Origin of the sequence: Pseudomonas sp. PICF141 (genome assembly GCF_002286815.1) — a bacterium.
GTDB lineage: Bacteria > Pseudomonadota > Gammaproteobacteria > Pseudomonadales > Pseudomonadaceae > Aquipseudomonas.
On sequence record NZ_MUNM01000029.1, the window covers coordinates 1 to 20,232 of the forward strand.

The 20,232-nt window shown below is 59.0% G+C and carries 15 protein-coding genes; 6 read left to right on the forward strand and 9 right to left on the reverse strand.

What is annotated here, in order from left to right; all coding sequences use genetic code 11:
• Positions 1 to 55 precede the first annotated feature (55 nt).
• Positions 56 to 514, reverse strand: a complete 459-nt coding sequence (locus BZL43_RS05620; RefSeq protein WP_095631394.1) for a transposase — start codon at positions 512 to 514, stop codon at positions 56 to 58.
• 199 nt (positions 515 to 713) lie between these two features.
• Positions 714 to 2,120 carry an FAD-binding oxidoreductase gene (locus BZL43_RS05625; protein WP_095631395.1) on the reverse strand — a complete coding sequence of 469 codons (1,407 nt, stop codon included), beginning with the start codon at positions 2,118 to 2,120 and terminating at the stop codon, positions 714 to 716.
• Between the two features lie 395 nt (positions 2,121 to 2,515).
• On the opposite strand from BZL43_RS05625, the gene BZL43_RS05630 reads away from it, so the two are divergent.
• Positions 2,516 to 2,791 (forward strand): DUF1652 domain-containing protein, encoded by a 276-nt coding sequence (locus BZL43_RS05630; RefSeq protein ID WP_095631396.1) that lies wholly within the window; start codon positions 2,516 to 2,518, stop codon positions 2,789 to 2,791.
• Between the two features lie 219 nt (positions 2,792 to 3,010).
• Here the strand turns inward: BZL43_RS05630 and BZL43_RS05635 are convergent, their stop codons facing one another.
• From BZL43_RS05635 to BZL43_RS05645, 3 genes are all read right to left on the reverse strand, one after another.
• Positions 3,011 to 4,192, reverse strand: coding sequence for a cystathionine gamma-synthase (locus tag BZL43_RS05635; protein ID WP_095631397.1), 1,182 nt, complete (start codon positions 4,190 to 4,192; stop codon positions 3,011 to 3,013).
• On the reverse strand, positions 4,189 to 5,565 hold the full coding sequence (locus BZL43_RS05640; protein WP_095631407.1) for a cystathionine beta-synthase: 1,377 nt from the start codon (positions 5,563 to 5,565) through the stop codon (positions 4,189 to 4,191). The genes BZL43_RS05635 and BZL43_RS05640 overlap by 4 nt, the downstream gene beginning before the upstream one ends.
• Before the next feature lie 298 nt (positions 5,566 to 5,863).
• On the reverse strand, positions 5,864 to 8,338 hold the full coding sequence (locus BZL43_RS05645; RefSeq protein ID WP_095631398.1) for a UvrD-helicase domain-containing protein: 2,475 nt from the start codon (positions 8,336 to 8,338) through the stop codon (positions 5,864 to 5,866).
• 278 nt (positions 8,339 to 8,616) lie between these two features.
• On the opposite strand from BZL43_RS05645, the gene BZL43_RS05650 reads away from it, so the two are divergent.
• Positions 8,617 to 9,312 (forward strand): pirin family protein, encoded by a 696-nt coding sequence (locus BZL43_RS05650; RefSeq protein ID WP_095631399.1) that lies wholly within the window; start codon positions 8,617 to 8,619, stop codon positions 9,310 to 9,312.
• Between the two features lie 188 nt (positions 9,313 to 9,500).
• On the opposite strand, the gene pgm is transcribed toward BZL43_RS05650, so the two are convergent.
• From pgm to BZL43_RS05670, 4 genes are all read right to left on the reverse strand, one after another.
• The gene (pgm, locus tag BZL43_RS05655; protein WP_095631400.1) at positions 9,501 to 11,147 is read right to left on the reverse strand and encodes a phosphoglucomutase (alpha-D-glucose-1,6-bisphosphate-dependent); all 1,647 of its coding nucleotides are present in this window, start codon (positions 11,145 to 11,147) and stop codon (positions 9,501 to 9,503) included.
• Between the two features lie 110 nt (positions 11,148 to 11,257).
• Positions 11,258 to 12,658: a PLP-dependent aminotransferase family protein gene (locus tag BZL43_RS05660; RefSeq protein WP_095631401.1), complete on the reverse strand. Its 1,401-nt coding sequence runs from the start codon at positions 12,656 to 12,658 to the stop codon at positions 11,258 to 11,260.
• A 67-nt stretch (positions 12,659 to 12,725) separates the two neighbouring features.
• The gene (locus BZL43_RS05665) at positions 12,726 to 14,216 is read right to left on the reverse strand and encodes a hypothetical protein (RefSeq protein WP_095631402.1); all 1,491 of its coding nucleotides are present in this window, start codon (positions 14,214 to 14,216) and stop codon (positions 12,726 to 12,728) included.
• Positions 14,217 to 14,781: 565 nt separating this feature from the next.
• Positions 14,782 to 15,804 (reverse strand): zinc-dependent alcohol dehydrogenase family protein, encoded by a 1,023-nt coding sequence (locus tag BZL43_RS05670; RefSeq protein ID WP_095631403.1) that lies wholly within the window; start codon positions 15,802 to 15,804, stop codon positions 14,782 to 14,784.
• A gap of 269 nt (positions 15,805 to 16,073) precedes the next feature.
• Here BZL43_RS05670 and BZL43_RS05675 point away from each other — a divergent pair, with 269 nt between their 5' ends.
• The 4 genes from BZL43_RS05675 to BZL43_RS05690 form a co-directional block, all read left to right on the forward strand.
• A complete protein-coding gene (locus tag BZL43_RS05675) occupies positions 16,074 to 16,988 on the forward strand; it encodes a LysR family transcriptional regulator (protein WP_095631404.1) in 915 nt (304 codons plus the stop codon).
• A 642-nt stretch (positions 16,989 to 17,630) separates the two neighbouring features.
• Complete coding sequence (locus tag BZL43_RS05680) at positions 17,631 to 17,960, forward strand: DUF485 domain-containing protein (RefSeq protein ID WP_095631405.1); 330 nt, start codon at positions 17,631 to 17,633, stop codon at positions 17,958 to 17,960.
• A complete protein-coding gene (locus BZL43_RS05685; RefSeq protein ID WP_095631406.1) occupies positions 17,957 to 19,606 on the forward strand; it encodes a cation acetate symporter in 1,650 nt (549 codons plus the stop codon). Before BZL43_RS05680 ends, BZL43_RS05685 begins: the two co-directional genes overlap by 4 nt.
• 166 nt (positions 19,607 to 19,772) lie before the next feature.
• Positions 19,773 to 20,232: OprD family outer membrane porin (locus tag BZL43_RS05690; RefSeq protein WP_143517831.1), on the forward strand; the 460-nt coding region annotated here is incomplete at its 3' end.

The window sequence follows — 20,232 nt, forward strand, 5'->3', positions numbered from 1 at the left end:
ACGATTTTTGTAGCAGCTGGCGTAGCCTGCGTTCGGCTGCGCAGCAGTCGTAAAATCACAGCCAACACGCATCCCACAGCGGATAATCATGGACACGTGTAACCAATCCCGACCGAACGGGATTGGCAACAACATACCGAGCGAGGCCTTTCACATCCTCCTCTCGCCGAACCGCACGATCATGGTAGCCCTTCTGCCACAAACGCCCTTTCCGCCCCAGCGCCTGATTAACGGCCAGACCGCTACGGGATTTGATTCGGCACATCAACTCGGCCAACGTTCTATCCCGAAGTTGTACCAAACAGTGCATATGGTCTGGCATCACCACCCAAGTCAGAAAATCTGCCCAATGCTCCTCCTGAGCCAGATGTAATTGTTGGGCAACCAGCCTCCCCATGCGCCAATCGGTAAAAATTGGCTGCCGTTCGTGAACGACGGCTGTTAACAAGTAGATGCGGCCAGGCTCGGAATAACGCCCTATGCGCAGATGACCAGCTTTCGAACAGACAGGCATTCCATTGCCTCCTTGTCTTGACAGAAGGCATGGAATCTAAACCGTTGCAGTCAACCCGACCGGCGCCATTGGCAACAAGATATGACCGCTCAGCTACCCGTACGAATCTTTTTCAATCCCGCATCCGCACCCGTTTCCAGCCACGGATAAACCCTGCTCAATGTTGCACTTGGACTGGCAACATCAGACTCGTCACCGTTCAGTGCATGAAACCTTCCATGAACCCCGCGACCCGGCTGACCAGTTTGCGTCGCCAGGGCGCGGTGGCCGGGTTAGCCAGGGTCTGGTCTTCGTGGACGAAGCTGCGGATGATCGCGTTGTAGCCCAGCCAGCGACAGGGTTCGGGCTCCCAGGTTTTGAGTGCGTCGAGACCGCCCTGAGGAATGACCCACGGCTGGCGAACCAAATCGGTGTCGCGCTGAAGAATCAGGTCGGCCAGCGTCCGGCCGCCGAGGTTGCTGGCACCGACGCCCTCCCCGCCATAACCGCCGGACAAGGCGATGCCGCTGGCCTGATCGCAGACCATGTGCGGCTTGAAGCGCCGGGACATGCCCAGGTTGCCGCCCCAGGCATGGGTGATTCGTACGTTCTTGAGCTGCGGGAAAAGTTCGCTGAACAGGTAACGCCGCAACGCCACTTCGCCGCTGGTCAAGTCGAAGTCATGGCGCAACTTGCCAGCAAATTGGTAGCCGCCACGGGCGCCGAACACCAAGCGGTTATCTGCCGTGCGCTGACCATAGGTGACTTGGCGGCTGCTTTCGCTAAAGGCCTGACCACGACTGAGGCCGATTTCATCCCAAGTCGCGGCGGACAGCGGTTCGGTTGCCACCAGCAAACTCTGCACCGGTAATTGATAACGGCCCAACGGCGGCAATGTGGCCGCGTACCCTTCTACCGCCAGCACGATCCAATGGCTGCGGACCTGGGCCTTGGCCGTGCGCAGACGGCCCGGCTGCCATTGAGTGATCGGACTGTTTTCATAGATGTTGACCCCCATGCGCTCTACTGTCCGCGCCAGACCTCGCACCAACTTTGCCGGGTGAATGGTTGCGACATGCGGTGCATGGATACCGCCATAAGGTTTGGCAATTCTGATCTGTTGCGCCAATTGCCGGGGAGTGAGCCAGCGGTAGTCGCTTTCGCTCAGCCCTTGGCGGTAGAGCGAGTCCAGATATTGGCGCAGGCTGGCTTCCTGCTCTGGATAACGCGCAGCACAGTAAAGCACCCCGCCTTTACGATAATCGCAGTCGATGCCTTCGCGTTCGAGGATGATCTCAACTTCATCAGGGATGCCGTGCAGCAGATCGAAAGAGGCGCGACGCTGTTGCGCCGGTAAATCGGCGAGCAAGCGGTCTTCGCCTAGCAGGTTGCCCATCAACCAGCCGCCGTTACGGCCCGACGCACCAAAACCCGCGATGTTTGCTTCGACGACGGCAATGTTCAACCCCGGTGCCAGGCGCTTGAGGTAGTACGCGGTCCAGAGCCCGGTGTATCCGGCGCCAATGATGGCCACGTCGACGTCCAGGTCCTGCTCCAGTGCCGGGCGCGCCAGCAAGGGCTCGTCGAGTTGATCCATCCATAAACTGATCGTGCGCCACGCCGACATGCAAGACTCCGCTGCTCAAAACTTCGATGATGTCGATCCTGGGGGGGCGGGTTCTGTCCACGGTTGCCAGCTGTCTCGCCCGTGGCCTGATTTGCATCGGACCATCGTCGGTGTGCGTAAAAGACTCGACGAGAAAACCGAGCTTGCCGAAGTTCTCGCCAGGCTTCAATGCCCCCCCCTGGAATGCTCCGCCAATAGGGGTCTTTGGTCGATAAATCCATGTCTCGTGATCTGCATCAAGAAAAAATGAACCAATCGCTAAACGGACTGAAAAAATCCACATGATTTTCACATCTGGATGCTACTTTTAAAGACAGTCAACGGTTGAACCACTGAAGGTTCTTCCCTCCTAACATGAGCTAAAGGAAGCGCTCGATGAATAAGGTGGGCAACACATGAATAAAGGGTCTTTCAGCAAGGTCACTTTTCCAAATGCCTGCCAGTTGATGCGCTGGCATTTTCATCCCATGGGTTTCGAAGCGACCATGGATGCCCCGGGCAGCATGGTTGCCCGTCTGTTCGACCGCGCCAGTGGCGAAACCATGATCGCCATTGCCGGCATTCCTTGCGCTACGGTCATGAATGCGGCGGATGTAGAACGAATTATCGAAGCGGTTGAAGATGAGCTGGAAACCTTCATTCCGCCGCAGGCCCTCAGGAGTTATGCCTGATGGTCGGCACCCGACAAAAAGCCCGCTCATAACATTAGCGGGCTTTTTGTAGCAGCTGCCGAGCAGCGCGAGGCGGCGTTCGGCGGCGAAGCCGTCGTAAAATCAGAACTCGCGGTGTATCAGGCAGACCGTGTCAGCCGGATTCACGACGGCTTCGCCGCCGAACGCAGCCTCGCAGGCTCGGCAGCTGCTACAAAGTCTGCCTTGCGGCTTAAACGTTTAACCGATCCGCATCAACGCCTGAGCCAGATCGCCACGCAAGTCTTCGACATCCTCAACCCCCACTGACAAACGCACCAGCGCATCGCCGATGCCCAGTTGTGCCCGGGTTTCGACGGGGATGGTGGCATGGGTCATGATCGCCGGGTGCTCGATCAGGCTTTCCACCCCGCCCAGGCTCTCGGCCAGGGCGAAGATCCGCACACTCTCGAGGAAACGTTTGGCACCCGCCAGGTCGCCGTTCAGATCGAGGGCAATCATCCCGCCGAATCCATGCATCTGCCGCCGCGCCAGTTCGTGCTGCGGGTGTGATGGCAGGCCTGGGTAGTAAACGCGCGCCACTTGTGGCTGACGCTCCAGCCATTGCGCCAGCTCCAGCGCATTGCTGCAGTGACGTTCCATGCGCAATGCCAGGGTCTTCACCCCGCGCAATGTGAGAAAAGCGTCGAACGGGCCGGCGATAGCCCCCACCGCGTTTTGCAGGAAACCCAGGCGCTCGGCCAGTTCAGCGTTCTGCCCGACCACCGCGATGCCGCCGATCACGTCGGAGTGACCGTTCAGGTACTTGGTCGTCGAGTGCAGCACGATATCGAAACCCAACGCCAACGGCCGCTGTATCCACGGGCTGGCGAAGGTATTGTCGGCCACGCAGATGATGCCTCGCTGACGACAGATACGCGCGACGCCAGCGAGATCCGTGAGGCTCAGCAAAGGATTGCTCGGCGTCTCGACCCAGACCATCCGCGTGTCGTCTTGCAGCGCCGCTTCGAAGGTCGTCAGATCGGTCAGATCGACAAAACTGAACCGATGTCCGGCACTGCGCTGGCGCACCTTGTCGAACAGCCGGAATGTGCCGCCGTACAGGTCATTGCCGGAGACAATGTGGGCGCCGGCGTCGAGCAGTTCGAGCACGTTGGCGATCGCCGCCAGCCCGGAAGCGAAGGCGAAGGCCTGGGTACCGCCCTCGAGATCCGCCACGCAACGCTCCAGCGCAAAGCGCGTCGGGTTGTGCGAACGCCCGTAGTCGAAGCCCTTATGCACACCGGGGCTCTGTTGCAGATAGGTGGAGTTGGCGTAAATCGGCGGCATCAGCGCCCCGGTGGAAGGATCCGGCGTCTGCCCGGCATGGATAACACGGGTGGCGAAGGCGCGTGGCTTGGCGGTTTCATCGTGCTGACTCATGCGAGGGATCTCCGCAAGTGGTTGAGCATGTCGACGCGAGTAATCAGGCCGTGGAAGCCCGAAGTGTCGGCGATAATCGCCACCAACCCACGATCGAGCACCGTCTCCAGCTCAGCAAGACTGGCGCCGGGAAGCAGGGTTTCAAGCTTGTCGGTCATCGCACTGCTCACCGGCATACGAAAGTGCGAAGCGTCTTCGTGCACGCCCAGCAGAATGTCGGACTCATCGATCACGCCGACCAGCCGCTGCCCGTCCACCAACACCGGCAGTTGCGACACATCCGCCAGGCGCATGCGCTGGAACGCGGTGAGCAGCGTGTCGTCCGGACCGACGCTGACCACCCGGCCATCCTCGAAACGCCGCGCGATCAAGTCTCGCAAATCACCGTAACGCTTGCGCGCCAGCAGCCCCTGGTCATTCATCCACTGGTCGTTGTAGACCTTCGACAGGTAGCGGGTACCGGTGTCGCAGACGAAACTGACCACCCGCTTCGGCTCGGTTTGCTCGCGGCAGTAACGCAGCGCCGCAGCGAGCAATGTGCCGGTCGAAGAGCCGCCGAGAATGCCTTCGGCGCGCAGCAGTTGGCGGGCATGATCGAAGCTTTCCTCATCGCTAATCGAATAAGCCTTGCGCACGCTGGACAAGTCGGCAATCGACGGAATGAAGTCTTCGCCAATGCCCTCCACCGCCCAGGAACCGGGCGTACCGAAGGTGCCGCTACGGCTGTATTCGGCCATCACCGAACCGACCGGATCGGCCAGCACCATTTCCAGGTTCGGTTGTACGCGCTGAAAGAAACGGGTCAGCCCGGTCAATGTGCCGGCCGACCCCACGCCGACAACGATGGCATCCACATCATGCTGAGTCTGCGCCCAGATCTCCGGAGCGGTGCTGCACTCGTGGGCCAGCGGGTTGGCCGGGTTGTTGAATTGATCGGCGAAGAAGGCGTCGGGAATGTCCCGCGCCAACCGCGCAGCGACGTCCTGGTAATAATCTGGATGACCTTTGCCGACATCGGAACGGGTGATGTGCACTTCGGCGCCCATGGCCTTGAGGTGCAGAACCTTTTCGGTGGACATCTTGTCCGGCACCACCAACACCACCCGATACCCCTTGGCCCGACCGACCAGGGCCAAGCCGAGGCCGGTGTTGCCGGCGGTGGCCTCGACGATGGTGCCGCCGGGTCTCAGGCGGCCATCGCGCTCGGCGGCATCGATCATTGCCAGGCCGATGCGATCCTTGATCGAGCCGCCGGGGTTCTGTGATTCGAGTTTGAGAAACAGCGTACAGGGGCCGGTATCGAAACGGCTGACACGCACCAAGGGCGTATTGCCGATCAGTTCGAGCACGGCGGGACGGGAGTCGTTCGGCATGTCGTCACCTCGCTGCATGTATCCGCATTGGAAGGACAGCGACCTGCGGCGAATCATTGCGCGCCAGTCGCAAGCAAAGCCTCGCCTTGGACCATAGGCCGGGATTGCGCCCCCCGCAACTTTTCACAGCCAGTCGGTACCTCTTCAGCCATGCCTGCCTTTGTGGCGAGCGAGCTTGCTCGCGCTGGGTCGCGTAGCGGACCCAAAAATTCGACAAGCGCCCATTTTTTGTGAGTGCTACGCACTCAAGCCGGAGCAAGCTCCCTCGCCACAGGTTTTCTGCTCAAGACCCTTTTGGTCAGGCAGACACTTTTCCCTGGCGATGATCAGCGAAGAACGCCTTGCCCTTGCCGATCCGGTCGGAAGCCTTGGGCAGGTTCGCAGCCGAGGTATCCTGGCCATCGACATACCAGTAGCAATGACTGACGGCTCGAGTGATGCCCACGTAAGCCAGTCGCAGAATCTCGTCTTTTTGTGCGCTGTCGTAAGGCTCGCTGTCACCCGCCTTGCCGAGTCCGGCCATGCGATAGACCTGGTTCTTGTAGGGTGAACTGGTCAGGTGCTGGCAATCGCCCAGCAGGAATACCGCATCAGCCTGCAGGCCTTTGGCGCTGTGATAGGTCAGTTGTTTGAGCCGCCGAGCGTCGTAGGGCAAGCTGGAATCCACATTAACTACGGACTGAATATGCTCTTCAATCAATGACTTATCGCTGCTTTTTCGATAAAGCATCAAGATTGAATCGCCTTTTCTATAGTGCTCGATCAGGCGCTGGGCCAAGCCCTGGTCATCCCGATCGAGCACATTCACCGGCAGCAGTGCTTTGGGTTCGCCGCTGGCCTTGGCCTTCTTGCCAGCGATCGCCGGCGCCGCGCGGACAATATGCTCCGCCGCATCGATGATGTGCTGATGGCTACGGTAGTTGTCGCTGAGCATCACTTTGGTCGTGCTCGGCGACGGGAACTCCTTGTTGAATTCCATGAAGTAAGTCGGCGAGCTGCCGCGCCAGCCATAGATGGACTGCCAGTCATCACCGACACACAGCAAGGACGAACGCTGCGCGCCGCGCCCTACATGCATGGCCGGTCCGCGACTGCGAATCTCCGCCAGGCTGGCGCGAATCCACGAAACGATCTGCGGTGATACGTCCTGAAACTCGTCGATCATCAAGTGCGACATGGGCCTGAGCAGCTCATCGCCCAGCAGTTTGAGGTTCTCCGGCGAATGCTCGCTGAACAAGGCGAACATCCGGTTGTAAGTCATCACCGGTGGCGATTGATCCAGCAGATGGTCTTCCAATGCTCGCCAAAACAGGCTCAACGCCTCGAAGAAAAAGCGGTCCGGGTCATCCTTGGCGAAACTCATCTGGCCCACGGCATCCGGCACATCCAGGCCGAGGTTTTCAATAAACCCGGCCGCCGCGACAAAACAGTCCAGCAAGGGCGCGGAGCCGAGCTCGCCCTTGACCTTGTAATCGAAGCCCGGCCCGGCGCTGGCATCCCCGGCAAGGGATGCCAAAACACGTTTTGAAGACTCATAACTTTCTAGCCATATCAAAGGCTTACGACAGAAAGCTTGAAACAGGGTGCGCTTTACCGCCCATTCTGCGCGCACTGAAAGTTTGGCATTTGGACGGCTGACCTGTGGATTTTCCCGGGGATCAAAACCCAGCACCACCCAGGTGTCCAGCGTCGGAATGTAGCCGTGACAATGAAAGGTCGAACCGTTGATATCGAAAGTCTGACGCTTCGGTTCGATGCCCTTGATCGGCCAGGCGCCGGCACGAAACCATAGGTCTTCGATTGTGTCGCACAGTTCTTCATCGCGCTTGGCGGCGAGTTCAGTCACCGCCATGCGCTTCTGCACGTCCGGGTGATCACGCTCCAGCTCCTTGAGCTGCAAGGCATGACGCGACAACGGCTTGATCAACTCGCGAAAACGCTCATCGCGGGTGTGCAGGCTGTGATAGCAGGCGTTGAGTTGCTGGCGCTGGGCGTCGTTGATGCGCAGGTCGAAGGGGTTGCTGTCGACTTCCTCATCGCCGCCTTGTAGGCGGTGACTGAGGTTTTCGAACGCTTGCAGCCGCTCGAAACCCGGCAGGCTGCGGACCATCGGCAAAATGCGCGAATGGAACGTGCGCACCAGATCGCGCGCTTCTTTAAGGCTGATTCCCCGGCCCCAGACTGCAAACAGCTCGATCAGCTTGTTGATGAAGTCCTTGCGCGATTCGCGGGTGAAGGTCACCACGGTCATCGAACTCAGCTCAAACCCCAGGTAATGGCTGAGCAGCAGAATTCGCAGCACCAGGGTGGTCGATTTGCCCGCGCCCGCCCCGGCGATCACCGAGGTCGACGGTGTATCGCTGAAAATCATCTTCCACTGAGCAGCGCTGGGCTGGGCATGTGCGGGCAACATCCGCGCCACGTCGGCCTTCATGCGTTTCTTCAGCTCGGTACTCAACGGCAGGCGCCAATCGTCGAACAGATTGTCATCGACGTTGGGCGGTCGATGTTCGGTTGAGCGTGAGTCGCGAATCAACAGAACCTGCCGACCTTCCTCCAGCCCTTCGAGTTTGCCTTCCTTATAGCCGTAGTCCACCCCGGCGCTGTGGCCGCTGCGAAAACCGTCGGCTTGCCCGTGCAGCCAGGACGCGCGGTGTTGCGCGCGCAGGCGGGTAAGGCTGTAACCCAAAAAACGGGCAGCCAGACGCTTGAACAAAGGCATCTCGGCCAAGGGGCGAAGTTCGGGAGGAAGATCGGGGGTGTGTGGCGGCACGCGGACGGACTCCAGGGTGTGAGGCTGTTGAGGGCTATGGTGTCTGCATTTGCCGTTGAGTTCTAGTGAAATGCTTACAGGTCATTGGCTTATGCGATGAAGTGAAGGTTCAGTAAGAATGTTTCGAGGTCATTTAATATCAGTCAATTCGATTGTATTGAGGCACTTTTTACGCTTTTTATCGATTATTTCTTGATAGATGATGCTCGCCATCAACCACCGGTTCTCGTTTGTGGCTCAGGCTTTCTGCCCCATGACGAACCTTTCAGGAGACGATCATGCTTGAACTCAGACCCTTCAATTCGCTGGGCGGTGCGCACCATGGCTGGCTGGACGCTCATCACCACTTTTCGTTCGCCGAGTACTACGACCCCAAACGCATGAACTGGGGCAACCTGCGGGTGTGGAACGACGATGTGATTGCTCCCGGAACCGGATTCCCGCAACACCCGCACCGTGATATGGAAATCATCACTTATGTTCGTGAAGGCGCGATTACCCATCAGGACAACCTCGGCAACAAGGGCCGCACCGAAGCAGGTGATGTGCAAGTCATGAGCGCCGGCACCGGGATCGCCCACAGCGAATACAACCTGGAAGCGACCGAAACCCGGATCTTTCAGATCTGGATCATCCCCAATGAAGCCGGTTCGGCACCGTCGTGGGGTGCCAAGCCATTTCCCAAAGGCGAGCGTGAAGGTTTTGTGACCCTGGCCAGCGGCAAGGCCGGCGACGATCAAAGCCTGCCCATTCGCGCCGATGCGCGTCTGGTGGCGGCGAACCTGAAGGCCGGGGAGTCTGCGGAGTATCATCTGGACAGTGGTCGTCGTGCTTATCTGGTTCCAGCCACTGGAATCATTGACGTCAATGGCTTGCGTGCACAAGCTCGAGACGGTGTCGCCATTGCGCAGGAGCAGGTGTTGCGCGTGACGGCGATTGAGGACAGTGAGATTGTGTTGGTGGATGTGGCTTGATGGGGTAAATGCGCGACGAAAAAAAAGGGGCGACCGTTGATGGTTGCCCCTTTTTTGTATGCCCATTGTGGCGAGGGGGCTTGCCCCCGTTCGAGTGCGTAGCACTCGCAAAATCTACGGTAATTTCGAGATCTTGGGGCCGCTTCGCAGCCCAACGGGGGCAAGCCCCCTCGCCACAGGGCCCTCAATCACTTCGCAGAAATCGCGCCATCCACGAGTGTCTGAGCTTCTGCCACCAACTGCTTGAGGTGGTCGTCACTGACAAAGCTTTCCGCATAGATCTTGTAGATGTCTTCAGTACCCGACGGACGCGCCGCGAACCAACCATTCTCGGTCATGACTTTCAGACCGCCAATGGCCTGGTCGTTGCCCGGTGCGTGGCTGAGGATGCTCTGGATCGCTTCACCCGCCAATTGAGTCGAGGTGACCTGCTCCGGCGACAATTTGCTCAGCAGCGCTTTTTGCTCAGGGTTGGCCTTGGCATCGACCCTTACCGAGAACGGTTCGCCCAACTCATCCGTCAACGTGCGATAGGCCTGACTTGGATCACGCCCGGTGCGGGCAGTCATTTCGGCCGCCAGTAGCGCTGGAATCAAGCCATCCTTGTCGGTGCACCAGACACTCCCGTCCTTGCGCAGAAACGATGCGCCGGCACTTTCTTCGCCGCCAAAACCGAGGGAGCCGTCGAACAGGCCGTCGGCAAACCATTTGAAGCCAACCGGCACTTCGTACAGACGGCGGCCCAGGCGTTTGGCGACGCGATCGATCAAACCACTGCTAACCACAGTCTTGCCCACCGCCGCATCGGCGCGCCACAGCGGACGGTTCTGGAACAGGTAATCGATCGACACCGCCAGGTAGTTGTTGGGTGCCAGCAAACCACCGGACGGGGTCACGATGCCATGGCGGTCGTGGTCCGGATCACAGGCAAAGGCGACGTCGAAACGTTCTTTCAGGCCGATCAAACCTTGCATGGCATGGCTGGACGATGGGTCCATGCGGATCTGCCCGTCCCAGTCGACGGTCATGAAACGGAATGTCGCATCCACCTGTTTATTCACCACTTCCAGGTCCAGACGATAATGTTCGGCAATCGCCGACCAGTAACGCACCCCTGCTCCGCCCAGCGGATCGACGCCCAGGCGCAGCTTCGCATCGCGGATGGCGTCGAAGTCGATCACGTTGATCAGGTCGGCGACGTAGGTGTTGAGGTAATCATGGCGATGGGTGGTGCTGGCCTTCAGGGCCTGCTCGTAGCTGATGCGTTTGACGCCAGCGAGTTTGGCCGCCAGCAACTCGTTGGCCTTGGCTTCGATCCATTTGGTGATGTGGGTATCGGCCGGGCCACCGTTGGTAGGGTTGTATTTGTAGCCACCGCTTTGTGGCGGGTTGTGAGACGGCGTAATGACGATGCCGTCTGCCAGGCCCGAGGTGCGACCACGGTTGTAGCAAAGTATCGCGTGGGAAATGGCCGGCGTCGGGGTGTACTCGTCGCCTTCGGCGATCATCACTGTCACGCCGTTTGCCGCCAGGACTTCCAGGGCGCTGGCACCGGCGGGTGTGGACAGTGCGTGGGTGTCGATGCCGACGAACAATGGACCGTCAATGCCTTGGGCTTCGCGGTACAGGCAGATCGCCTGGCTGATGGCCAGAACGTGCCATTCGTTGAAACTCAGATCGAACGAGCTACCTCGGTGTCCGGACGTGCCAAAGGCGACGCGCTGGGTAGAAATGGCTGCATCAGGCTGGCCGGTGTAATAGGCCGTTACCAGTCGCGGGATGTCGACCAACAGTTCTGCCGGTGCCGGTTTGCCCGCAAAAGGACTGAGTGTCATGCAAAACCTCTGAGAAAGAGTGGTTCGGGGATAGAACGCAGTTTACTGACAGTTTGCTCCGGGCGCGACGTTATCGAATGTCAGGTTCCGAGGGCGATTTGCACCCCGGTTCAGTCGATCGATTCGAGGCGCAAGGCATCCGCCAACAGCCCTAATGCATCGGCGAGGTCGTGGTGACCACCGAAGGTGTGACTCAGGCGTAAGTGCTGCCCGTGCAGGCCTTGGAGACTGAACAGCTCACCCGGTGCAATCACCACATGCTGCTTGAGCAAACGCTCGAACACGCGACGCACATCGACTTGGCGCAAGGAACGAACCCAGATCGTTGCCCCGCCTCGGGGCTCGACGAAGTGCAGCGCATCGGGCAGACGCTCTTCCAGCAACCGGGTCATCTGCACCATGCGTTCCTTGAGCAGTCGACGCAACACCAGCAGGTGTTGATCGATGCGTCCGTTGCTGTACAGCCGCGCAATGGCTTTCTGACGAATCAACGACAAGCGGAAAGCGCGCAGCAGAAAGTGCCGTTGCAGTTCGCCACGCAGCTGTCGCGACAGCAGATAGCCGAAGGGTGCTTCCGACCCGATGATTTTCTCGAATGTGGAAAACACGATCAGCCGATCCGGATTCAGCAGATCACGAAACCGCAGGCCGCTCGGTTCGAATTCGAGCTCGCCGTAACAATCGTTTTCCAGCACCCAACTGCCATGTCGCTCCAGCAACTGGGCGGTGATGCGCCTGTTGCTGTCAGGTGCCACACTGCCGCGGGGCATGTTCAGCCGCGATGAAAGCATCACCAGGCGCACCTGCTCGGTCTCAAGCAATTTCTTCAATTGCTCAGGATCCAGGCCACCATTGGCTTGCAGCGGCAGCTCCACCACTTGCACATCCGCATCTTTAAACAGGCGCAGAATGGCCCAGTCGCAGGGTGATTCGACCACCACCACAGCATCCTTGAGGCCCAGGACGGCGATCAATATTTCCAGTACGCCACGCAGATCGGCGCCGATATAGACGTCATCGGCATGCCAGCAACGGGTTGGCGAAGTGGTGTAGCGTGCCGCCAGGGCTGTGCGCAGTTCCAGCTCGCCGCAGGGTTGCGAGGACGGCTGTGGCTGGCGCGGATACTGGCGCAGCAGTTCTCTCTCCAGTAACAGCAAGGGACTATCCAGGGGTTGCAATAACGCCGGTTCATCGGCGCTCAACACCAGCATGCCGGGACGCCTGGCGTTGACATAAACCGTTTCAAGCAGGTCCTTGCCGCTACCGGGTATGCCGATAGAGGAGACAGGGAGTGCGTAGTAGCCTGATTTGGCCACTGAATAGACGCGCCCTTCTTTTTCCAACAGCGAATACGCGTACTGAATGGTCGAGATCGACACGCTCAGGCGATGCGCCAACTGCCGCAATGAGGGCAGGCGCACTTGCACGTCACTGCCTGGCTCATTGATCAGGTTAGTCAGGTAACGGTACACAGCCTGGTACGCAAAATCGGTATCTTGTGGTCCTTTCATGGGTAACGGCCAAGCAGACTACGAACGTCATGACGCATCCTTGTCGGATCCGTCGAACCAGGCACTTTCACCGGCCCGTCGACCATTCGCCAGCCACAGTCGTTTCACTGCCAGGCTTCATGACTTCAGCTTGCCCGCCCTCTTCGGCGCTCTCCATGCCCAGCGCCCGGACCTCATCCCGACCCACCGGCCCCATGCGGTAAAGCGTACCGATCAGCCTTACGGGCAACCCGCTGACATCGACCATCCATTGCAGCACTTGCTCGGGAGCCGGGCCGCCCTGCATCGCCCGGTGCAAATCCGGCAACGCGACGAGCATGCCGGGATGGCACTGACGGAGAAAATGCTCAAGCGCCGCGCCATTGTCGACAAACGGGGCAAACAGTAGACACACCAGTTGAGCCTCGCTCAAACCGAGGCTTTTTTGTGCTTCAGCCGCCGCCAAGGCACGCTGGTCGATCATCGTCATCGGGTTGGCGAAGGTCTCCACGGCTTGTTCGCAAAAGCGCTCTGGAACGTGTTTGCGGCGCATCATCACCAATGCCCGCTGCAGGTACTCGCCAATGCCTTCCTCGTAGCGGCGACCCTGTACAAAGCACGCTTGCAAGCCACGAAGATGCGCGGATATCGACAAGCTCACGTAGTCGTTATCACTGAGCTGAGCCGATAACTCGTCAGGCTGGAACCCAAGGAAATCGGTGAGCAGTGGCCAACGCTCTTCCAGGTTGCTGACCAGCATGTCGTGAATATCGATGAAGGTCGTGCGGCGGCACGCTTCAAAATGTTCGGCGGGACGCCACGCCGCCCGGGCAGCCCCAGGATAAAACTCGCGGTAGCAATCGCTGCCTAGCTCATCGAGTCGCGTGAACAGGCATTCGTAGCCCGTTCCCTGACGCTCCGGCGCCTTGAGCCCGGCCTTGGCCGCTGCACGATTCAACCCTTCGAGAAACCGCTTCTGCCGACGGGGTGTATCGCTACTGATCAATGCGTCGACACCTTGGTTCCAGCGGGCGATTTGTCCGTAGAATTCGCCAGTTGCCAGATAGCCGTCATCCCACAGATCAAGCGGCCCGTCCCAGACACGGCGGTGCCCGACCATCAGCAGATTGAGCCGATTGGACTCGCGACCAGCTTCGGAGATCGGCGCCAGATGATTGAACGGCAGGACTTCGCGATTATCGACCATTAACACTTCGACCCGGGGATCGTCGTAGAGAAACAATGCGCAACAGCTGCGATGGATGTTTTCCAAGGCTGTCGTGGCCGTACCGTTCAAACGCAAGGTCGCCACGCGCAGCTGAAACGTCGCCGGCGCACGGCCGGCAATACTCAGCTGCGCGGCCCGCAGTAGCGCCAGGGTGTAGCAGCTGTCGCGGGACCCGGTCTGGATCGACAACACCTTGTAATCGCCGATACGCTCCAAACCTCCTGCAGACATCACCAGACGCTGAATCAGCAATTGCAATGCCGTGCGCTCGGCGCGAGAGAAAAACCCCAGCAAGCGCTGCAGCATTTGCTGATAAACATAGTTCATTGCCTGATCATGGGTAGCGGTCATCATTATTTACCTGTGACTCATAAGTTCGATGCCACGCAAATAACGAGATGTATTGCGCAACAGGTTGTTTGTCATGAATGGAATGCCGGCGCTGTTATCAAATGCTAGCACTTAAGCATTGTGTAATTATTTGAAATGATTGAATGCTGCAGGCAACCCAAGGAGATCAAAATCGGCGCAACACCTCGCAGAACGGGCGCCTTGCGCTCCCGCGGATTTTCCTAGGAAATTTCCGACAGCGTCCCACAGACACTTAGCACAAGAAATAAAGAAAGAAGTTGCCCATGAATGTAAGACAACTGAACGGCGCCGCATTATTTGTTGAGCATATATTGCTGGCGCGCATTGAGGAGTTTCAGCCTGATACTCGGCCATGACTCTTTCCTTGAGATGAAAGTAATCATTCAATTATCAGGGCTTACATAATGATTAGAAGATACAGATCGAGAGCAAAAACCAGTTCAGTTGCTGAACCGGCCCACCGACAGATCGGTGGAACGTCTCATTTGGAGTACTGCCAGCACAAGAGTCCGTATTGGTACGGACTCTTGAGAGGAGCCATGGCTCAGGCAGGTTCGACCAGAAGGGCGACCCGTTCGCGACATGGGCATTCGCCCATATAGCGGTGCGCTTCGACAAACTCGGAGAACGGAAAGACCCGGGTTTTTAGTGGCAACAGCACCCGATCGGCGGTCAGTTGGTTGATGTCGCGCAGAGCGCGCTGCAAGGCAACCTGATCCTGGATGATGCCCAGCTCCGGCTTGCCGGTGAAGTTGCCGATGCAGTGCACGAAGAACTGAATATTTTTCTGGAACGCCGCGCAGGCCGGAAATGGTGTCTGGTTGCCCCCTTGCAGGCCATAGAGCACCAGGCTGCCACGAGGGGCGAGTACATCGCCGAGCAGCGACATCTGCGGCCCGCCAAGGCCATCGAACACCACATCGACACCGCGGTTATCCGTGATCTTGTTGATCTGCAGCAGCAGATCCTGTTCTTCGGTGACGATGACCTTCTCGGCCCCCAGAGACAACAGGTACTCACGCTCATCCGCGGTTTTGGTCGCAGCAATCACCCGCACACCAAGGGCTTTGCCCAGTTGCACGAACGACGGTCCAGCGCAGTGGCTGGCGTCGGTGACCAAGGCAAATTGCCCGGGTTTGACTCGCGCCAGATCTACGTAGGCAAAGTAGGCGACCAGCAGCGGCGTGTAATGAACGCTGGCTTCGATCGGGCTGAGCACGTCCGGGTAGCGGGTCAGCGCCGTACGTGGCAGAACGATCTGTTCGCCATAGACCGGATAGTCGTTAGGGCTTTCGGCCGGGAAACTGGCCACCTTGTCACCGATAGCCAGGTCATCGACGCCCTCGCCGAGCGCCGTGACCACACCGGCCATTTCGCTGCCAAGGCCTGACGGCAGACGTGCATGGGATGAGGCCAGGTTCTGGCGCCAGAGAATGTCATACCAGCTGATGCCTATCGCTTCGACGCGCACCTGCACTTCACCCGGTGCAGGCAGAGCGGCCGCATGCTCTTCGCATTTGAGCACCTCGGCTGGACCAAACTTGTGAAAACGGATCGTGCGGGACATCGCAAACCTCGTCAAAGTAACCTCTAATGCCCTGAACTCTATCTGGGCTTTATACCCAAGACCATCAGTGGCTATTAATAGTCGACATGCCTGTCATTGATTCCGCAGCGACGGCGACATCATCCAATGCCGTGAAAAACCGAAGCAGCCTTTCAGAAAAAACTGAATTACCCTATGCAGAGTACCAGTCTTTCCCCGTAAGATTCATGCCGGCCATTGTTCTCATATGTCCGCTCACGTCAAGTTTGCTGAATCTGCCAGGACTCCAGATGAATCGTAATGACCTGCGTCGTGTCGACCTGAACCTGTTGATCGTTTTCGAAACACTGATGCACGAACGCAGCGTGACCCGCGCTGCGGAGAAACTGTTCCTCGGCCAGCCGGCCATCAGCGCGGCACTCTCGCGCCTGCGCGGGTTGTTCGATGACCCGTTGTTCGTGCGCACCGGCCGCAGCATGGAGCCTTCCGCCCGGGCGGTGGAAATCTTCGCCCTGCTCTCGCCGGCCCTGGATTCGATTTCCACCGCGGTCAGTCGCGCGGCGGAATTCGACCCGGCGACCAGCACCGCGGTGTTCCGCATCGGCTTGTCCGATGATGTTGAATTCGCACTGCTGCCGATGCTGCTCAAACGCCTGCGCGCGGAATCGCCGGGAATCGTGCTCGTGGTACGTCGGGCCAACTACATCCTGATGCCGAGCCTGCTCGCCTCGGGCGAGATCTCCATTGGTGTCAGCTACACCGCCGATCTGCCCGCCAACGCCAAGCGCAAAGTGCTGCGCCGCAGCATGCCGAAACTGTTGCGCGCCGACACGGTACCGGGGCCCTTGAGCCTGGATGACTTCTGCGCCCGCCCCCACGCGCTGGTCTCGTTCGCTGGCGACCTCAGCGGCTTTATCGATGAAGAGCTGGAGAAGCTGGGGCGCAAACGGCATGTCGTGCTGGCCGTGCCGCAGTTCAATGGGTTGAGCACACTGATCAGCGGGACTGATATCGTCGCCACTGTCCCGGATTACACCGCAGAAGCGTTGACTGCAGCCGGTGGCGTGCGGGCGGAAGATCCGCCATTGCCAGTGCGCAGTTTTGAGCTGCACATGGCTTGGCGTGGATCGCAGGATAATGACCCGGGTGAACGGTGGTTACGGTCGCGGATTCAGATGTTTTTCGGGGATCCTGACAGCCTCTAAACAGAACTCCACTAAGTCCAAAAATGTGAAATTCAGCCCACATCCATCTCAGGATTTGGTGGCTCGCTGAACAACCACATCTTGCCTGCCATTGGTAAAAAACCGTCAGTGAGATCAGCCCCAATCCCTCGACGAGGTAAAGGTCACTCCCTGGCGGTGCGAGCACCTGTAATTCCAAAAAAGAAAACGTATGTCTTTCCCGGTTCACCTGACTTTTCGCTGTGCATTTTTGCATGTCAATCAGGCGTTTCTGTCAATTCTTATCGTAAAAAAGCCACCCTATACTCGCGATCAAGCTGGTCTACCAGCATCGTTTCCTAGCCAGTAAGCCACTACAAAAACAATATAGGGCTAACAGCATGAGCGCATGGGTTAACGTCGGCGTCTACGCCGAACACAAGCAGTTGTTCCGCGACGCAATAACGCCACCCCTCACTGTGCACCGCTGGCTTGTGCCACTGCTCGTCACGCATTGGTACGACATCGACTTCCTACATCGCCCTCCCATCCCCGGACGTTCTTTCGACCGGCAATGAGTCCTGCCATCGCATTCAGGTGACGCCCCGCACGGGTGTCGCCCGAGTACTCGTCTGCCTTTGAAAAGGCGGAAACAACAATAAAAACCCTACTCGGAGCCTCATTATGACGACTGACCATCCGAACCACGCCCAGACCTGCGCCCAGGTCAGGGACAATCCCAAGTTCAAGCACCTCACCCGCCAGCGCGCGCGACTGGCCTGGTCACTGAGCGGTGTGGTTCTGGCTATTTATTACAGTTTCATCATGGTGGTGGCGTTTGTCCCTGCCTGGCTGCACCTGCCGCTGTACGACGGCAGCCACCTCAGTCTTGGCATGCCCATCGGCGTGGCGATCATCCTGTCGTCCTGGCTACTCACCGCTTGGTACGTGCACAGAGCCAACACTCACTTCGACGTGCTCAGTTCGCAGATCCTCCAGGAGACCCGCGCATGAAACGCCTCTTCGCTGTTCTCGCCCTCAGTCCCCTGCTGGTCAATGCCGCCCCGCTCACCGCGGAGAAACAACCACTCAACCTGCACGCCATCGGCATGTTTTTCGTTTTCGTCCTCGCCACCCTGCTGATCACCTGGTGGGCGGCACGACGCACCCGCTCAGCCGCCGATTTCTACAGCGCAGGCGGCGGTATCACGGGATTTCAGAATGGCTTGGCAATCGCTGGGGACTATATGTCAGCAGCAACTCTGCTGGGCCTGTCGAGCATGGTATTCGCCAAGGGTTACGACGGCTTCGTCTACATCATTGGCTTCTTTGTCGGCTGGCCTATCGTCACCTTTCTGATGGCCGAGCGCTTGCGCAACCTGGGGCGCTACACCTTCGCCGACATCGTCTCCTACCGCCTCGATCAAACCCGCGTACGCAGCTTTGCCGCCCTCGGATCGCTGACCGTGGTGTGCTGCTATCTGGTGGTGCAAATGGTCGGCGCCGGTCAACTGATCAAATTGTTGTTCGGTCTCGACTACCGCACGGCGGTGGTGGTCGTCGGCGTGCTGATGTTGGTCTACGTGATCTTCGGCGGCATGCTCGCCACGACGTGGGTACAGATCACCAAGGCGGTCCTGCTCCTGGCGGGCGGCACTACCCTGGTGTTGATGGCCATGAGTCGCTTCGACTTCAGCATCGAGACGCTGGCCGCCCAAGCGGTGGCCGTGCATGCCAGTGGTGTGCAGATCATGGGCCCGGGCACCTTGCTGGCCGACCCGATCAACGCGGTGTCCTTATCGCTGGGGCTGGTCTTCGGCATTGCCGGCCTGCCGCACATCCTGATGCGTTTCTTCACCGTGCCCAATGCCAAGGAGGCACGTAAATCTGTACTGTTCGCCACGGTGTTCATCGGCTTCTTCTTCCTGGTGGTCTGCGTCCTGGGCTATACCGCCATCGTCATCGTCGGCACCGATCCTCAGTACTACGTCGATGGCAAGCTCGGCGGGGCCATGATTGGCGGCGGCAATATGGTGGCCATGCACCTGGCGAAGGCGGTGGGCGGCAACCTGTTTCTCGGTTTTCTTTCTGCGGTAGCTTTCGCCACCATTCTCGCCGTGGTGTCCGGTCTGGCCCTGGCCGGTGCCTCGGCCATCTCCCATGACCTTTACGCTTCGGTATTGAAGAAGGGCCGCGCCGACGAGAAGAAGGAAATGCGTGTGTCGCGCATTGCCACCGTCTGCCTGGGCCTCGTTGCGATTTCCCTTGGCATTCTGTTCGAGGGCCAGAACATCGCCTTCCTGGTCGGCCTGACGTTCGGCATCGCCGCCTCGGCGAATTTCCCGGTACTGATCATGGCCATGTACTGGGGCGGCCTGACCACCCGCGGCGCCCTCTATGGCGGCCTGACCGGGCTGATTAGCGCACTGGCCCTGGTGATCTGCTCGCCGTCGGTGTGGGTCGGTGTCTTGGGGCACGCCCAGGCGCTCTTCCCTTACGACCAGCCAGCGCTGTTCTCAATGCCCCTGGCCTTCCTGGTCATCGTGGTTGTTTCCAGGCTTGACCGCAGCGAGCGCGCAGACCGCGAGCGCACCGCCTATGCCGATCAATTCGTCCGTGCCCAGACCGGCCTTGGTGCTTCCATGGCCAGCAGTCACTGACGCTGCTTTTGCCGGGGCTGATGCCCCGAGCGCGAGTCCGCTCCTTTGCTCGCGCTTTTTTACGCCCGACCTGCGCCGCTCGGCGCAGGCCCCCAAAAGCGCCCTCACCTTGCCAACTCCAAATGGCGCGGAGCGGCTCGTCGACAACAAAAACAAAAGGCATCCAATGAAACCGACCACCCTTACCCTGTTCCTGGCCGGCAGTGGCCTCGCTGCACAGGCTCACGCCGACTTCTTCGCAGACAGCACGGCCAGCCTTGAGTCGCGCAACTTCTATTTCAATCGCGACTATCGCCAGGACAACGCCGCCCAATCCAAACAAGAGGAATGGGCCCAGGGTTTCCTGCTGCGTTATGAATCGGGATTCACCGAAGGTTTGATCGGTGTCGGCTTCGATGCCATTGGCCTGCTCGGCGTCAAGCTCGATTCCAGCCCCGATCGCGCAGGCTCCGGCCTGCTCAAACGTCACCGCGATACGAGCAAAGGCGCACAGGACGAGTACGGTGAACTGGGTCTGACCGCCAAAGTGCGTGCCTCGAAAAGCACGCTGAAACTCGGCACGCTGTTGCCGAAACTGCCGACGGTACTGGCCAACGACTCACGGCTGTTGCCACAAACCTTCAAGG

Coding starts and splice junctions, on each gene's coding strand:
- BZL43_RS05620 (WP_095631394.1), bottom strand. CDS start 514: ATGCCTGTCTGTTCGAAAGCTGGTCATCTGCGCATAGGGCGTTATTCC.
- BZL43_RS05670 (WP_095631403.1), bottom strand. CDS start 15,804: ATGTCCCGCACGATCCGTTTTCACAAGTTTGGTCCAGCCGAGGTGCTC.
- BZL43_RS05680 (WP_095631405.1), top strand. CDS start 17,631: ATGACGACTGACCATCCGAACCACGCCCAGACCTGCGCCCAGGTCAGG.
- BZL43_RS05640 (WP_095631407.1), bottom strand. CDS start 5,565: ATGCCGAACGACTCCCGTCCCGCCGTGCTCGAACTGATCGGCAATACG.
- BZL43_RS05685 (WP_095631406.1), top strand. CDS start 17,957: ATGAAACGCCTCTTCGCTGTTCTCGCCCTCAGTCCCCTGCTGGTCAAT.
- BZL43_RS05665 (WP_095631402.1), bottom strand. CDS start 14,216: ATGACCGCTACCCATGATCAGGCAATGAACTATGTTTATCAGCAAATG.
- BZL43_RS05650 (WP_095631399.1), top strand. CDS start 8,617: ATGCTTGAACTCAGACCCTTCAATTCGCTGGGCGGTGCGCACCATGGC.
- BZL43_RS05625 (WP_095631395.1), bottom strand. CDS start 2,120: ATGTCGGCGTGGCGCACGATCAGTTTATGGATGGATCAACTCGACGAG.
- pgm (WP_095631400.1), bottom strand. CDS start 11,147: ATGACACTCAGTCCTTTTGCGGGCAAACCGGCACCGGCAGAACTGTTG.
- BZL43_RS05660 (WP_095631401.1), bottom strand. CDS start 12,658: ATGAAAGGACCACAAGATACCGATTTTGCGTACCAGGCTGTGTACCGT.
- BZL43_RS05635 (WP_095631397.1), bottom strand. CDS start 4,192: ATGAGTCAGCACGATGAAACCGCCAAGCCACGCGCCTTCGCCACCCGT.
- BZL43_RS05675 (WP_095631404.1), top strand. CDS start 16,074: ATGAATCGTAATGACCTGCGTCGTGTCGACCTGAACCTGTTGATCGTT.
- BZL43_RS05630 (WP_095631396.1), top strand. CDS start 2,516: ATGAATAAAGGGTCTTTCAGCAAGGTCACTTTTCCAAATGCCTGCCAG.